At 63.0% G+C, this 14,067-nt stretch carries 13 protein-coding genes; 8 read left to right on the top strand and 5 right to left on the bottom strand.

What is annotated here, in order from left to right; translation table 11 throughout:
• Positions 1-13: 13 nt before the first annotated feature.
• Both DCO45_RS11035 and DCO45_RS11030 read right to left on the bottom strand, forming a co-directional pair.
• Complete coding sequence (locus DCO45_RS11035; RefSeq protein ID WP_198424333.1) at positions 14-1,222, bottom strand: MFS transporter; 1,209 nt, start codon at positions 1,220-1,222, stop codon at positions 14-16.
• Between the two features lie 15 nt (positions 1,223-1,237).
• Positions 1,238-2,251, bottom strand: coding sequence for an NAD(P)H-quinone oxidoreductase (locus tag DCO45_RS11030; protein WP_116925885.1), 1,014 nt, complete (start codon positions 2,249-2,251; stop codon positions 1,238-1,240).
• Between the two features lie 42 nt (positions 2,252-2,293).
• Between DCO45_RS11030 and DCO45_RS11025 the strand changes: the two genes are divergently transcribed.
• Positions 2,294-3,283, top strand: coding sequence for a LysR family transcriptional regulator (locus DCO45_RS11025; RefSeq protein ID WP_232539402.1), 990 nt, complete (start codon positions 2,294-2,296; stop codon positions 3,281-3,283).
• Between the two features lie 51 nt (positions 3,284-3,334).
• Here the strand turns inward: DCO45_RS11025 and DCO45_RS11020 are convergent, their stop codons facing one another.
• A complete protein-coding gene (locus DCO45_RS11020; RefSeq protein ID WP_116925883.1) occupies positions 3,335-4,417 on the bottom strand; it encodes a linear amide C-N hydrolase in 1,083 nt (360 codons plus the stop codon).
• A gap of 92 nt (positions 4,418-4,509) precedes the next feature.
• The gene (locus DCO45_RS11015) at positions 4,510-4,908 is read right to left on the bottom strand and encodes a hypothetical protein (RefSeq protein ID WP_116925882.1); all 399 of its coding nucleotides are present in this window, start codon (positions 4,906-4,908) and stop codon (positions 4,510-4,512) included.
• Between the two features lie 199 nt (positions 4,909-5,107).
• Here DCO45_RS11015 and DCO45_RS11010 point away from each other — a divergent pair, with 199 nt between their 5' ends.
• The 4 genes from DCO45_RS11010 to DCO45_RS10995 all read left to right on the top strand — a co-directional run bounded on the left by DCO45_RS11010 (position 5,108) and on the right by DCO45_RS10995 (position 9,975).
• Positions 5,108-6,067, top strand: a complete 960-nt coding sequence (locus DCO45_RS11010) for a LysR family transcriptional regulator (protein WP_116925881.1) — start codon at positions 5,108-5,110, stop codon at positions 6,065-6,067.
• A 185-nt stretch (positions 6,068-6,252) separates the two neighbouring features.
• The gene (locus tag DCO45_RS11005) at positions 6,253-8,625 is read left to right on the top strand and encodes a TonB-dependent hemoglobin/transferrin/lactoferrin family receptor (protein ID WP_116925880.1); all 2,373 of its coding nucleotides are present in this window, start codon (positions 6,253-6,255) and stop codon (positions 8,623-8,625) included.
• A 30-nt stretch (positions 8,626-8,655) separates the two neighbouring features.
• Entirely contained in the window at positions 8,656-9,180 is a 525-nt protein-coding gene (locus tag DCO45_RS11000) for a hypothetical protein (RefSeq protein ID WP_116925879.1), read from the top strand.
• Positions 9,181-9,183: 3 nt separating this feature from the next.
• On the top strand, positions 9,184-9,975 hold the full coding sequence (locus tag DCO45_RS10995; RefSeq protein WP_116925878.1) for a DUF4198 domain-containing protein: 792 nt from the start codon (positions 9,184-9,186) through the stop codon (positions 9,973-9,975).
• An 86-nt stretch (positions 9,976-10,061) separates the two neighbouring features.
• Here the strand turns inward: DCO45_RS10995 and DCO45_RS10990 are convergent, their stop codons facing one another.
• On the bottom strand, positions 10,062-10,982 hold the full coding sequence (locus DCO45_RS10990) for a LysR family transcriptional regulator (protein ID WP_116925877.1): 921 nt from the start codon (positions 10,980-10,982) through the stop codon (positions 10,062-10,064).
• 98 nt (positions 10,983-11,080) lie between these two features.
• On the opposite strand from DCO45_RS10990, the gene leuC reads away from it, so the two are divergent.
• The 3 genes from leuC to DCO45_RS10975 are packed head-to-tail and all read left to right on the top strand — an operon-like array spanning position 11,081 to position 14,050.
• On the top strand, positions 11,081-12,496 hold the full coding sequence (gene leuC, locus DCO45_RS10985; protein WP_116925876.1) for a 3-isopropylmalate dehydratase large subunit: 1,416 nt from the start codon (positions 11,081-11,083) through the stop codon (positions 12,494-12,496).
• On the top strand, positions 12,489-13,172 hold the full coding sequence (leuD, locus tag DCO45_RS10980) for a 3-isopropylmalate dehydratase small subunit (protein ID WP_116925875.1): 684 nt from the start codon (positions 12,489-12,491) through the stop codon (positions 13,170-13,172). Before leuC ends, leuD begins: the two co-directional genes overlap by 8 nt.
• A complete protein-coding gene (locus DCO45_RS10975) occupies positions 13,172-14,050 on the top strand; it encodes an alpha/beta hydrolase (protein WP_116925874.1) in 879 nt (292 codons plus the stop codon). The genes leuD and DCO45_RS10975 overlap by 1 nt, the downstream gene beginning before the upstream one ends.
• Positions 14,051-14,067 lie beyond the last annotated feature (17 nt).

Below are 14,067 nucleotides of genomic sequence, written 5' to 3'. Positions count from 1 at the left end.
GCACTACGCAAGCTCAACCCTTCAAGACCTTGAGACCATACGAGGCTTGAGCGACCCAGTTCATCACCCCAGCAATGGCGGTAAGCGCTATACCGACGAATGCCAGGCCATGCCATCCATCTACATGGGCGCTGTAGCCACCCAGTGCAGCGCCGGCGGCACCACCTAGAAAATAGGACACCATGAAAATCGTATTGGTCCTGTTCCTGGCCTCGGGATGTGTCGCAAAGATTCTGGATTGATTGGCCACCAATCCGGCTCGATTTCCCACATCCATCAACGCCATGCCAACCACCAACCAGACCAGACTCAAGCCGCAGAGGGCCACAAAGACATAGGCCAATGCGATAAGGCTGCAGCCATAAATAATGGTTCTTTCGGCGCCGAACCTGTCCACCAGCATGCCAATTTTCTTGGAAGCAAACAAACCCACCAAGCCGACAAATCCAAACGCACCAATGGCTGCAGGATTGAAATGGTAAGGCGGCTGAGAAAGCATGCTGGCCAATGAGGCCCAGAGGGCACTGAATGCGGCAAACATCAAAAAACCCGAGGCAGATGCCAGACGGATAAGGGGTTCTTCTCGCAGCATGGTGACCATGGATTTCAACAGTCCTGCGTAAGACACCGATGCTTGGGGATGTAACACCGGCAGCGTGCGCCACACCATGAAAAGCATGACACCATTGAGCGCCGCAGCGACTGCAAAAATGGCATGCCAGCCAAACTCTGCGCCTCCATAGCCGCTCAGCATTCTGGCCAACAACAGCCCTGCTGAGAGTCCACCCAACAGCGAACCAATCACCTTTCCCTGCGCTGCCGGCGCAGACGCGCTCACCATCGTCGGTATGATGATTTGCGCGGTGATCGCGGTCATGCCGACCACGGCGCAGCCGATCAGCAACCAGGTAAAGCTGGGGGCAAAAGCGCAGGCCAGCAGTGCAAGCGCATTGACGCTGATGGTTCTTGCGGCCAAGGTGCGCGGCTCGATCCGATCCGCCAGAGGGACAAAGAGCAGCAGGCCCAGCGCATAACCGAGTTGCGTGATGGTGGCTATCCAGCTTCCGTTGCCGAGTGAAACGCCAAAAGTACCCGCCATTTGTGGCAGCAGCGGCTGGTGGTAGTAGATGGCAGATACTGCAAATGCACAGCACCAGGTCATTGCAAGCAGCTGGTAACGATGCATGCATGCGTCAACCTTTTGCAGAATGGTTTTTGGCATGATGGCTCCCCTCTTCTACTCTTGAGCCAGCCGGTCATTTCCCAGCGCTGCCGTTGACAGGATTATTTTTCCGACTGCCTGACCGGATTCCAATCGGCGATGGGCCGCTTCTGTATCTTCAAGTGCATAGACACTGTCAACAACGGGATGCAGCCTTCCGTCGTCGAACAGCGCTAGCCACCGTTCTGAAAAGCGTTCCACCATGGCGCACTTCTCCTCCAGCGAGCGGCTTTTCATCACCGTCCCCATGATGGAGAGACGCCGGTAGAGAACACGGTCCAATGGCAACTCCCCTCCGCTGCCGCCCCCGAGAATGCCCACCTGGATCATTCGCCCGCCTTCGGCCAGCGAATGGATGTTGGCGGCCAGATACGGCGCACCAATAAAGTCCACAACCAGGTTGACGCCTTGGCCATCGGTATCGGCGTCGATCACTTGCTGGAAGCTCTCGGCGCGGTAGTCGATGACCCGATCTGCACCCCAGGCCAACACGCGCTGCAGCTTCTCAGCGGAAGTGCTGGCAAAGATGCGAGCACCAGCGCGGTGGGCGAGTTGCACGGCAGCAGAGCCAACCCCTCCAGCGGCGGCATGCACCAGGACGGACTGATCCGCTTCGAGACGGCCCAAGTGAAATAGCGCTTCATGGGCAGTGACAAAGACCTCGGGAATCGCTGCTGCTCGCACATCGTCCATTCCGCGCGGAATTGGCATAGCCATCCTGTGGTCCATGCGGGCGAATTCGGCGTAGGCCCCTCCACCAACGATCCCCATCACCCGATCACCTATTTGATAACCCGAAACGGATGCACCAAGGTCAACCACCTCGCCTGCGACCTCCAGCCCCATCAGCTCGGAGTCGCCAAAGTTGGCCCGGCCATAGCGGCCCATGCGCTGCAAGGCATCGGCCCGGTTGACGCCAGCAGCACCGACTCGCACCAACAGGTCATGGGGCCGTACCTCTGGAATCGGCAATTCCTCGATCTTGAGCGTCTCAGGACCACCAAAGACATTCTGAACAACGGCTTTCATCAACTTGCGACTCCTTCTTCGAGCGAAATCAGCTCAACTACAATGGATTCGATGGTACGGGGCCAGACCCCGCTTGATAACTGGCCAGAATTCGTTAACGGTTTTGCGGGAAATGCAAATATGGGCGCTGAGCGCATCGCCGAGTTTTTGGAAGTGTTTGTCCACGTTACCCGTGAAGGCAGCTTCTCCGCAGCAGCTCGGCGCATGGGGGTCGCCCCCTCGTCGATCACGCGCAGCATTGACACGCTAGAAGCGCGTCTTGGAACGCCTGTTTTCAGGCGCTCTACCCGGCTCATCACCTTGACCGAGGCTGGTGCTGCGCTGCTTGTCAGAGCCAAGCGCGTGCTGGACGAGTTGGCAGATGCGCAACAGGAAATTGCGGCCCTGAGTGGTGGAGCCCATGGTGTTTTGCGCGTGGCCTGCTTTCCCACCTTCGGCAAGCGGTACGTGATTCCTGTGGTGGCCTTGCTGGCCAAGACCCACCCTCAATTGCGCGTGGAGCTGGATTTGACAGAGCGGCTTGCAGATCCTGTGGCTGAGCGCCTGGATGCGGTGATAAGGATAGGCAAACTTCCGGACAGTTCTCTGGTCGCCACCAAGATCGCCACGCAAATCCGTACGCTGTGTGCCAGCCCTTTGTACATCTCCGCAGTGGGCGCTCCAAAATCTCTGGACGATTTACCAAGCTACCAGCTCATCGATAAACTGCATGGCGCAGATTTGCTGGGCTGGTCTGACTTTCTCGGACATGGCGTTTTGCCAGACCAGGCCGTTTTTCGTTGTGATGATTTTGAAGCCATGCGCTTGGCTGCGCTGGCGGGCGTGGGCATTGCGCTGTTACCCGATTGGGTAGTAGGCAACGACATTGCCACGGGGCATCTGCTGAAATTGACTGCCGGCCCCAGCGACAGCACCTGCTTGCATTCCGACATCCATCTGCTGCGCGCGCCAGTGGAGCCCAGTGCCAAACTGCGCGTGTTCACCGAGCAGTTAAAGCGCTTTATCGGCGAGCCCCATCGTTGGGCGGTGTGAGCTGAACAGCCTGCGCGGCCCGCCAGATGGCGGACCTCGTCAAGCAACGCCTTACTGCAGTCCCAAGAACTTGAACGGCTCCGAAGGCTGGAACAATGCCGTGGCATCGCCAGCAAACGCATGGTTCTGGTTCGGGCCCAGATCGAGCTTCATCACCTTGCCGGTGTCGCGGCTGAAGTTCAGCGCCTTCAGGTCCACCCAAAAGGTATTGGGCGTCAGGGCCGATTCAAAGAAATAGAGCTTGCGTTTGTGGTCGAACACCGTGCGCCAGCGCGTCGAGGAAATATTGGGCTGGTCCGGGGTCGTGATGCCATAGGGCACGGAGACATTGCGGATCACGCTGAACACACTGGCCAGCGCCTTGTTGGGCTCCTGGGCCTGCGGCACGGCTTTCACATAGAACGACGCACGGGCAAAGCGGTCGGCCGCCCGGTTGGTGCCCGGCAGCATGACGGTGCCGCCAATCTGCTTCCAGTAGCTGTTGAGCGCCAGCTGCTCGTCAAAGGTGGGCGAGTTGGTCATCACCTGGTAGCTGCGGCTGTGGTGGATGACCTGGCGGCCGCCGATGTACTCGACAATGGCGCTGTCACCACTGGCGTCCGACATCGACAGGTGCAAGGTGGTGAGCCGGTCTTCGCCGGGCACATTGTCCGAGACGATGGTGAAGGGCTGCTGCTCCAGCGCCTGGACAGCCTCGGCCACGGTCGCAAAGTTGTCGAGCACATACTGGGCCCAGGCGGCAATCGTCAGGCCCGGTTTGCTCTTGTCATCGAACGCCGGGTACTGCGACTCGGCCAGCCACAGCAGGTTGGCGCTCAGCCCCGCTTCGTTGACGCCGTCAGTCGTGGAGACGTCGTAGCCCGAGGTCACCAGGCTGCCGTAGCGAGAGGTCCAGCGCAGCGAGTTGGGCCCTGCCTGGCCGGTTCGCTCCATGCCGCGCGGCAAGACCCAGAGGTTGCTGGTGATGTCGTTTTTCCAGTCCATCGAGCGGGCGGTGATCACCTGGTCATGCGCGCCCAGATAGACCACCCGCGTGCAGGCGATGGCGCTGCTGATGGTGCTGAGGCCCAGCACGCCCGCCAACAATGCCGTGCCCAGCTTGCGCGCAGGCAGCAGGTTCTTCTTGTTCGTCATTGGTCTCTCCCTCCCATGGTGTGATGGGCGCTGTCAGACAAGGCAGCGGGCCGCGCCTACCGCACCAGGCAGCTGCGACCCGGCTCCTGCATTTACTGGGCGCTGGCCTTCCAGGTTCCATTGGGCTGCTTGCAGAACCAGAACTGCCACTCCTCCTTAAGCTTGCCGTTGGGGCGGCTGGCTTCCACATTCAGCAGGCGGCAGGTATCGGCCTTCTGGGTCTGGCTGGTTTGCAGCGGGGTCAGCGCCATTTGCACCTGGCGGTGGCGCGGGCCATGGCTGCTGGTCCACTGCGTGGTGCTCTTGTCAGCGGCATTGTTCAGCACATCGCCCACGGCCTTGCGCAGCGCGGGCACATCCTTGGCCGGCACGCTGGCGGTGATGGTCTGGTTGAGAAACGACAGGGGCGCGGCAGACGCGGCCAAGGCCAGGCTACCCAGGACGGTGGCCAGCACCAGGGCGGGCAGTTGGCGTGCAGCAGGCTTTTTCATGGTGTCATATCCTCTCATTGAATTTTTCGGTGCGATCAGCAGCGAAGCTTCAGGCCTGCCATGCGGGCTGGCCCTGCGCGCTTCATCTGGACTCGCGTTATCAGCGTGTTGATCATATTCCATATAGTCCGATCCACCCACCCTATGAAAATGACGATGACGTTCAGCAACGCCACCCAGCCCCCAGCAGGACCCCGCCATGCCCCGCGAAAACATCAATGACTTGTTGGCCTTTGTCGCGGTCGCGCGGGAAGGCAGCTTCACCAAGGCCGCTGCGCAACTGGGCGTATCGCAGTCGGCGCTCAGCCACACCATCCGGGGCCTGGAGGCCCGCATGGGCGTGCGCCTGCTCAGCCGCACCACGCGCAGCGTCTCGCCCACCGAGGCGGGCGCCTACCTGCTGGCCCGCATCGGCCCGGGCTTTGACGAGATTGAATCGGGCGTCGCCGCGCTCAGCGATTTTCGGGACACGCCGCGCGGCCATGTCCGCATCACCACGGCCGAGCATGCGGCCAACACCGTGCTCTGGCCCAAGCTCGCGCCGGTGATGCAGCGCTACCCGGATGTGTCCATCGAGATCAATGTCGACTATGGACTGGGCGATATCGTCGCGCAGCGTTTTGACATGGGCATACGCCTGGGTGACCAGGTCGCCAAGGACATGATTGCGGTGCGCATCGGGCCCGACTGGCGCATGGCGATTGTCGCAACGCCCGACTACCTGCAGCGCATGCCCGCGCCCCAGACGCCGCAGGACCTGGCCGCCCACCAGTGCATCACGATGCGCCTGCCCACCCATGGTGGGCTGATGGCCTGGGAGCTGGAAAAAGACGGCGCTGCCGTGCAGGTGCGCGTGCAAGGCCAATGGGTGTTCAACGGCAGCCGAGCCATGCTGCGCGCCGCACTGGCCGGTTACGGCCTGACCTATGTGCCCGAAGACATGGCCGCGCCCCATATCGCGCAAGGCGAGCTGCTGCGGGTGCTGGACGACTGGTGCCAGCCCTTCAGCGGCTACCACCTCTACTACCCGCACCGGCGCGGCATGTCGCCCGCGATGCGCGTGGTGGTGGATGCATTGCGGCACAGCGAGGTGGCCAACGTAGCCGATCTGCCCGCAGTGTTGCGAACTAAGCACATGCAAGAAATTCAACGCAAATGATAATCATTTTTATGTAGAATGGCGTTTTACAGGCGCCAGCAATAACAACACCATGCCACCAGGGCCTCCTGCACCACCCCTTATAGGGGTTCCGCAGCAGACCCCTCAGCCTGCATCATCCGCATGCAGCCCAGGTCAGTAGCCAGCAGTCTTTTCTTCCCCCTTGCTTTAACTGGCTGGACCCTATGGCTTCTCGCACCTCTTCCCAGGCGCAGCGTATCTCTGCGCGCGCCACTTCCACTCTCCAACCCCGTTACCTGGCCGCCGCTGTCGCCGCGCTGGTGTCTGCCGGTGCGCTTGCGCAGCAGGCTGCCCCGGATCAGCCAATGCAACTGGTGCAACTGGCGCAAGCAGAATCGACGATGCCGCAAGTCACGGTGCAGGCCAAGGCCGAAAAGGCCCCCGGTACGGTGACCGTGATCTCCGGCGAGGAGCTGGAAAAAGCCAACAGCATGGCGGACATCTCGCGCTACCAGCCCCTGGTGTCGGCCCCCGGCACGGCATCGGGTACCAGCCGCAACCGCAGCAGCTTTGACCGCTCGGGCACCACGGGCTACAACATTCGCGGTATCGAAGGCAACCGCATCGGCATGGATGTGGATGGCATTGAAATGCCCGACGCCAGCACCCGCCCCTATGTGAGCCGCGCCGGCAACAACACCTTTGGCATTGGCCGCGACTTTATCGACCCCGAGATGTTCTCCTCGGTCGGCATCCAGTCGGGCACCACCACGGCCCGGCGCGCAGCGGGCGGCATTGGCGGCGCCGTCAGCTTCAAGACCAAGTCGGCCAGCGACTTCTTGCGCAATGGCAACACCCGCTATTTCGGCGGCAAGCTCGGCTTTGACTCGGCCGACCATTCCTGGAACGAAAGCATCACTGCAGCGGGCAAATCGGGCAGCCTCGATGGCCTGATTGCCTTCTCGCGCCGCGATGGCAAGGAGACGCAGAACAACAGCGCCCTGGGCATCAAGGCATCGCCGGAAGACTGGCATTCCAACGCGCTGCTGATGAAGGGCGGCCTGCAGATCGATGCCGAGAACCGCCTGGAGCTGTCTGCCGACCTGTACCGACGCAGCAACCAGAACCAGTTCTATGGCTGGAGCACCGACAACAGCGCCATCACACAAAACAATATGCAGGACAGCGACACCAGCCGCAACACGCTGCAGCTGTCGCACCTGTGGACGCCCAGCAGCGCCTTTGTCGATCAGCTGGACACGCGCCTGTTCTTCCAGAACACCGATACCGAAGACGTGACCGACACCACCACCTTGGCGAGCGGCGCCGTTACGCGCAACCTGTCGCAAAACAAGACCAAGGCCTGGGGCCTCTCGACCACCGGCGACAAGCGCATCGACCGCCACCGCATCAGCTTTGGCTTCAACGCGCAGACGCAGAGCCAGGAGCGCCCCTGGAACGTGCCTGGCTACATGAAGCCACAGCCCGACACCGACACCCTGCGCCTGGGCGCCTTCATCCAGGATGACATCGGTTTTGACGTGGGCGGCAAGCGCCTGGGCGTGATCCCGGCGCTGCGCGTGGACCGGGTCAAGGTCGAACCCAAGCACCTGGGCGATTTTGCCGAAGGCGCTTTGACCGAAGACGCGGCCTCCAAGCTGTACAGCAACCTCAGCAGCACCATCTGGAGCCCGAGTATGGGTCTGACCTATGAACTGACGCCCCAGTTCATGGCCTACGGCCAGTACAAGCGCAGTGGCCGTACACCTACGGCCGGTGAAGTGTTCGGCTCCTGGAACATGGACCAGAACTACGCGGGCTCCGCCCAGTACGCGCTGATCGGCAACAGCAACCTCAAGCAAGAGACCAGCAACGCCTTTGAGCTGGGCGTCAAGGGATCGCCCGCCGACGGCGTGCTGTTCAATGCCTCGACCTTCTACACGCGCTACAAGGACTTCATCGGCTACACCCGCTACACCCGCGCCAGCGCGCCGGACAAGTTCAGCAATGTGCCGGCCCACATCGGCACCATCTACCAGGCCGAGAACCGCGACGAGGCAACGATCTATGGCCTGGAGATGAGCGCCCGCCTGGACCATGGCCAATGGGCACCCGCCGTCAAGGGCCTGTACTCGACCTGGGCGCTGGGCCTGGCCCATGGCACCTCCAAATCCAACTACGCGGGTGACAAGGATGTGCCGCTGGATACCGTCCAGCCACGCAAGGCCGTCATCGGCGTGGGCTATGACGCGCCCATGCGCGCCTGGGGCGTCAACATGACCGGCACCTTTGTCGCCGGCAAGCAGGCCCAGGCCACCAACCGCGAGAGCTATACCAACGCCGGCACCGACATTGCCGACTCCAGCATCGCGCAGTTCCGCGTGCCCGGCTATGCGCTGTTCGACCTGTCGGGCTACTGGCAGATCAACAAGAACGCGCGCCTCAATGTCGGCATCTACAACCTGACGGACAAGCGCTACTGGGATTACGCCAGCAGCCGCAGCCTGCAGCCCTCCGTTGCCAAGGACCAGCGCGACATCCAGCTGCTGACCAACCCGGGCCGCACCTACGCCGTGTCGTTGAACGTCAATTTCTAAGCTTTTCTCCCACCACGAAAGGACCCCAGCATGAACCGCTTTTCCGCCGCCATGACCGCCGCTGCAGCCGCCGCGCTGCTCAGCGCCTGCGCCAGCAACAACGGCAACGACAGCAAGACCGCAGCGCCCGCCGCTGCCGCCAAGACCGAAGCCAAGGGCCCGGCCACGCCCGTGGGCGGCCACGGCCACAATGCCTTCATGGGCGGCTATGACGCCAACCGCGACGGCGTCGTCACCCGGGACGAATACGACACCCTGCGCAAACAGCGCTTTGTCGCCGCCGACACCAACAAGGATGGCTGGCTGAGCGAGGACGAATACGTGGCCGAGTTTGAGGGACGCCTCAAGGCCCAATATGCCGCCGCAGGCAAGAAGCCCGATCAGCAGTACGAAGCCAGCATCAAGCAGGCCCATGTGCGCTTCCACATTCTCGATACCAACAAGGATGGCAAGCTGAGCATCGAAGAGGAAATCGATATCGCCAACAAGACCTTCAAGAACGCCGACCGCAATGGCGACGGCGTGGTCAACGCAGCCGACATGGCAGGCCAGTAAGCCATGCAAGCGCGCCACCTGTTTGCTGCGCTTGCCGCGACGTTCAGCCTGAACGCCGCCCAGGCCCACATGCCCTTTCTGCTGCCCAGCCTGTTTGATGTGCAGCCCAAGTCCACCCTCAGTGTGGATGCGGGCTTTGCAGAAAAACTGTTCCTGTCCGAAGTCCAATTTGGCGCCACGCCGTTCAGCATCACCACGCCCTCAGGCACCGTGCTGCCCTTTGGCGAGGTGCACCAGTTCAAGACCCGCACAGTGGCGGAGCAAAAACTGCCCGACGAAAAAGGCAGCTATCGCCTCTCTACCGGCCCGCGCCTGGGTGCGATCTTTCGCAGCTGGGAAGTGAATGGCAAAACCATCGTCGTGCGCGACCCCAAGGCCGTCATGCCCGAAGGTGGCGTAATGAAGGTGCACTACCAGTCACTGTCGGTTTCCGAGGCCTACGTCACCGCCGGCGCACCCACCCCCATCAAGCCTTACGGCAAAGGGCTGGAGATCGTGCCCAGCACGCACCCCAGCGACGTGTTCGCCGCAGAGAAATTCAACTTTGCGGTGCACTTTGATGGCAAGCCGCTGCCTGACCAGAAGGTCAGCATCTACCGCTCAGCGATGGACCTGCAAGGCCAGAACAGCGTGGATGAGCTCAGCACCGACGCGCAAGGCGATATCAGCTGGACGCCGAGCAAACCGGGCATCTACATGGCCCTGGTGCGCCACCGTGCCCCGGCCCCTGAAGGCGCTGCCGCGCCGACCTATGGCTACAACTACACGCTGACCTTCCGGGTGCTGGCGCAGTAGTCTTGGTTCAGGGCTGTGGCACTCGCAGGGCTTGCTCCATCCCAGGCAAGTTCCCCGCGAGTCCACAGCCCGCCTTGCATCGCCCATCACCAGCTGGCATCCGCCCTCCCCGGCGGGCGCTGCGGCGCAAACACCTCGACCAGATGGTCCACCAGCGCCTTGGTCTTGGCCGGCAGATGGGCGCCACCCTGGAACTGCAGATAGATATCGGCCGGTGGCAGCCGCCACTGCGGCAACACCTGCTGGAGCTGGCCCGCGCGCACGAGCGGGCCGACCTCCCACTCCGAGCGCATCAAGATACCGTGCCCGGCCATCGCCCAGGCCGTGGCCGACTCTCCATCGTTGGCACTCAGCGGCCCCCTCACCTTCACGGTTTCTGTCTGCGCGCCATTGCGCAGATGCCAGGTGCCAAACGCCTCGTCGCCCTCGCGGATAAAGAGGCAGGCATGGCGCGTCAGCTCCTGCGGTGACAATGGCGCGCCCATTGCTTGCAGATAGCGCGGTGAGGCACAGAGCACACGGCGGTTGCGTGCCAGCACCCTGGCCGTCCAGCGGGAATCCGGCATATCGCCCATGCGGATGACCAGGTCGAAACGGTCCTCCAGGAGGTCGGCAGGCCGGTCGCTCAGTTGCAGCTGCACCTCGACCTGCGGAAAGCGGCGTGCAAAGGCCCCCAGCGCCGGCGCAATATGCCGCCGGCCAAAGCCGAAGGTGGCGTTGACCCGCAACAGGCCCTGCGGCACAGCGGCTGCCCCACCAATGGCGCGCTCCAGCGAACCCAACTCGGAGAGCAGACGCGCACCTTCGACGAGATAGCGCTCACCCTCAGGCGTCAGGCTCATGCGGCGGGTGGTTCTTTGCATCAGCCGGGCGCCCAGCCGGGCTTCGAGCGCTGCAAGGCGCTTGCTGACGGCGGGACCTGTGACACCCAGCTGCTGGGCCGCGCTGCGCATGCTGCCCTCTTTGCTGAGCAGCGCAAAAAAGGCGATGTCAGAAAATCCATCCATTCGTAACTCCAGCGACCGAAAGTCGTGCTCTGCAGCGCATTGTATATTTCCGCCTCAGCTGTGAGACTCGGAGCCATCGCGTACACAGAGCACCCCCCATGCACCGAACCCTTTACCGCAAGCTGGTCGACACCCATACCGTCGCCCAGCTCGACGCGCACAACGTCTTGCTGTTCTGCGACCTGCACTTGATGAACGAGTACACCAGCCCCCAGGCCTTTGCTGGCCTGGACGCGCAAGGGCGCAATGTGCTGATGCCCGGCCAGAACATGGCTGTCGTCAGCCACGTGATTCCGACCGACCCGGGCGCCATCCGGGTCATCCGCGATGCCGCACCCGCGCTGCAGGCCAGCAAACTGCGCAAGAACTGTGAGCAGCACGGCATCCCCTTGTTCGACACCCAGGATGCGCTGCAAGGCATCGAGCATGTGGTGGCGCCTGAGCACGGCATGGTCCGGCCGGGGATGGTGGTCATTTGCGGCGATTCGCACACGACCACCTACGGTGCGCTGGGCGCGCTGGGCTTTGGCATCGGCACCTCGGAGGTCGAGCATGTGCTGGCCACGCAGACCTTGGTGTACCGGCTCGCCAAGGACATGCGCATCCAGGTCGATGGCGTGCTGCCGCTGGGCACCAGCGCCAAGGACCTGATCCTGATGGTCATCGGCCATATCGGCGCCCAGGGTGCCCGAGGCCATGTCATCGAGTTCTGCGGCACGGCATTTGACGCCATGTCGATCGAAGCCCGCTTTACCGTGTGCAACATGGCCGTCGAGGCAGGCGCCCGTGGCGCCTTGATTGCGCCCGACCAGAAGGCCGCAGACTATGTGCTTGCGCGCTCCGCAGACCTGAACGGCCCCCTCCGGCAGGCCGCCCTGCAGCACTGGGCCAGCCTGCGCAGCGATGAAGGCGCGGCGTTCGATGTGGAGCACCGTTTTGACGCCAGCGATGTACCCCCGCATGTGACCTGGGGCACCAGCCCGGACCAGGTCGCGCCCATTGGTGGCGCGGTTCCCGATCCCGAGACACAGGCCGCTGGGCCCCTGCGCCGCAGTACCGAGCAAGCACTGCGCTACACCGGGCTGGCCGCAGGCACACCGCTCGAAGGCATCGCCATCCAGCATGTCTTTATCGGCTCCTGCACCAATGCCCGCATTGAAGACCTGCGGGCCGTGGCCGAGGTGGTGCGCGGGCGCCAGGTAGCCCAAGGGGTCCGCGCCATGGTGGTGCCGGGCTCCGGCGCGGTCAAGCAGCTGGCAGAAGCAGAAGGCATTGCCAGCCTGCTGCTGGAGGCCGGCTTCGAATGGCGGGAGCCGGGCTGCTCCATGTGCCTGGCGATGAACGGCGACATCCTCGCTGACGGCGTGCGCTGCGCATCCACCACCAACCGCAATTTCGAGGGGCGCCAGGGACGCGGCGCCATCACCCACCTGATGAGCCCTGCGATGGCCGCCGCCGCTGCCATCACCGGCACCATTACCGACGTTCGCCGCCTGGAGACCCGCCATGCGTGAGCAACATATCCTGAGCGGCAAGATGGCCGCCTTGGCCATCGAGAACCTGGACACCGACCAGATCATGCCCAAGCAGTTTCTGCACGGCATCGACAAGGCCGGGCTGGACAAGGGCCTGCTGTACGACCTGCGCTTTGATGCCGCAGGCCACCGGCGCCCAGGCTTTGTGCTGAACCAGCACGAGCGCGCCGATGTCGAGGTGCTGGTGGCTGGCGCCAATTTTGGCTGCGGCTCCAGCCGAGAGCACGCCGTCTGGGGGCTGCAGCAGTACGGCATTCAGGCCATCATCGCGCCCAGCTTCGGAGAAATCTTCTACTCCAATGCGATGAACAACCAGCTGCTGCTGGTCATGCTGCCTGAGGCAGACATCGCCCAGCTTGTGGCCGATGCAGGCAGCCTGGAGACCTCACAGGTCCATATCGACCTGCAGACCCTCCAGGTCAAGAGCCCGAGCGTGGACGCGCGTTTTAGCCTGTCGGAGCGCCACCACCGCATGCAGCTCGAACGCAGAGACCTCATCGGCATGTCGCTGATGTACCAGGCGGAGATCACGCATTTTGCGCAACGCCACTGGGCGGCCTATCCTTGGCTCCAAGATGTGGCCCTACGCACCCGCCAGCAACTGGGCGCTACGCCACGCGCACAGCCACCGGCCAGCCTTGGAGGAAAAGCCTGATGTTCGAGCGTTTTGACACCCGCGATGTGCCCGTCAACGGCACCGTGATTCGTTGCCGCGTAGCAGGCACCGGCCCAGCCCTGTTGCTGCTGCATGGCCATCCGCAGAGCCATGTGATGTGGCACCGCGTGGCGCCGGCGCTGGCCGAAACATTCACCGTCGTCTGCGCCGACCTGCGCGGCTATGGCGACTCAGCCCGCCCCGGGGCCAGCCCGCACAATGCCGCCTACAGCAAGCGCACGATGGCCCAGGACATGGCCGATATGATGACCCGCCTGGGCTTTGCGCAGTTTCGCCTTGCCGCCCATGACCGGGGCGCCCGCGTGGCCCACCGGCTGCTGCTGGACCACCCGGGCCGGGTGACGCGCGCCATGCTGCTCGATATTGCACCGACCCTGGCCATGTACGAGCAAACCACAGAAGCCTTCGCCAAGGCCTACTGGCACTGGTTCTTCCTCATCCAGCCAGCACCGCTGCCAGAGCGGCTGATTGACGCCGACCCCGCCGCCTATATCCGCGATGTCATGGGGCGCCGCCACGCCGGCCTGGCTGCCTTCGCGCCCGAGGCGCTGCAAGAGTACCTGCGCTGCATTACCATCCCAGGCACCGCCACCGCCATCTGCGAGGACTACCGCGCATCCGCCGGCATCGATCTGGAGCACGATCGGGCAGACCGTGCCAACTGCCACCAAGTGACGGCCCCGCTGCGCGTGCTCTGGGGCGCGGAAGGCGCCGTGGGGCGCTGCTTTCCGGTGTTGGACCTGTGGCGCGAAGCGGCCACCGAGGTCACTGGCAAAGCGCTCGACTGCGGCCACTACATTGCTGAAGAGCAGCCGGCACAGTTGCTGGAGGAGATGCGGGAATTCTTTGCTTTCTGATGGGCAGGATGGCGGTG

Origin of the sequence: Comamonas sp. JNW (assembly GCF_003105075.1) — a bacterium.
GTDB lineage: Bacteria > Pseudomonadota > Gammaproteobacteria > Burkholderiales > Burkholderiaceae_C > Comamonas > Comamonas squillarum.
Note: the sequence above shows the minus strand (reverse complement) of the source record. Positions and strands in the feature narration are given on the sequence as shown.

Coding starts and splice junctions, on each gene's coding strand:
- DCO45_RS11035 (WP_198424333.1), bottom strand. CDS start 1,222: ATGCCAAAAACCATTCTGCAAAAGGTTGACGCATGCATGCATCGTTAC.
- DCO45_RS11030 (WP_116925885.1), bottom strand. CDS start 2,251: ATGAAAGCCGTTGTTCAGAATGTCTTTGGTGGTCCTGAGACGCTCAAG.
- DCO45_RS11025 (WP_232539402.1), top strand. CDS start 2,294: ATGGATTCGATGGTACGGGGCCAGACCCCGCTTGATAACTGGCCAGAA.
- DCO45_RS11020 (WP_116925883.1), bottom strand. CDS start 4,417: ATGACGAACAAGAAGAACCTGCTGCCTGCGCGCAAGCTGGGCACGGCA.
- DCO45_RS11015 (WP_116925882.1), bottom strand. CDS start 4,908: ATGAAAAAGCCTGCTGCACGCCAACTGCCCGCCCTGGTGCTGGCCACC.
- DCO45_RS11010 (WP_116925881.1), top strand. CDS start 5,108: ATGCCCCGCGAAAACATCAATGACTTGTTGGCCTTTGTCGCGGTCGCG.
- DCO45_RS11005 (WP_116925880.1), top strand. CDS start 6,253: ATGGCTTCTCGCACCTCTTCCCAGGCGCAGCGTATCTCTGCGCGCGCC.
- DCO45_RS11000 (WP_116925879.1), top strand. CDS start 8,656: ATGAACCGCTTTTCCGCCGCCATGACCGCCGCTGCAGCCGCCGCGCTG.
- DCO45_RS10995 (WP_116925878.1), top strand. CDS start 9,184: ATGCAAGCGCGCCACCTGTTTGCTGCGCTTGCCGCGACGTTCAGCCTG.
- DCO45_RS10990 (WP_116925877.1), bottom strand. CDS start 10,982: ATGGATGGATTTTCTGACATCGCCTTTTTTGCGCTGCTCAGCAAAGAG.
- leuC (WP_116925876.1), top strand. CDS start 11,081: ATGCACCGAACCCTTTACCGCAAGCTGGTCGACACCCATACCGTCGCC.
- leuD (WP_116925875.1), top strand. CDS start 12,489: ATGCGTGAGCAACATATCCTGAGCGGCAAGATGGCCGCCTTGGCCATC.
- DCO45_RS10975 (WP_116925874.1), top strand. CDS start 13,172: ATGTTCGAGCGTTTTGACACCCGCGATGTGCCCGTCAACGGCACCGTG.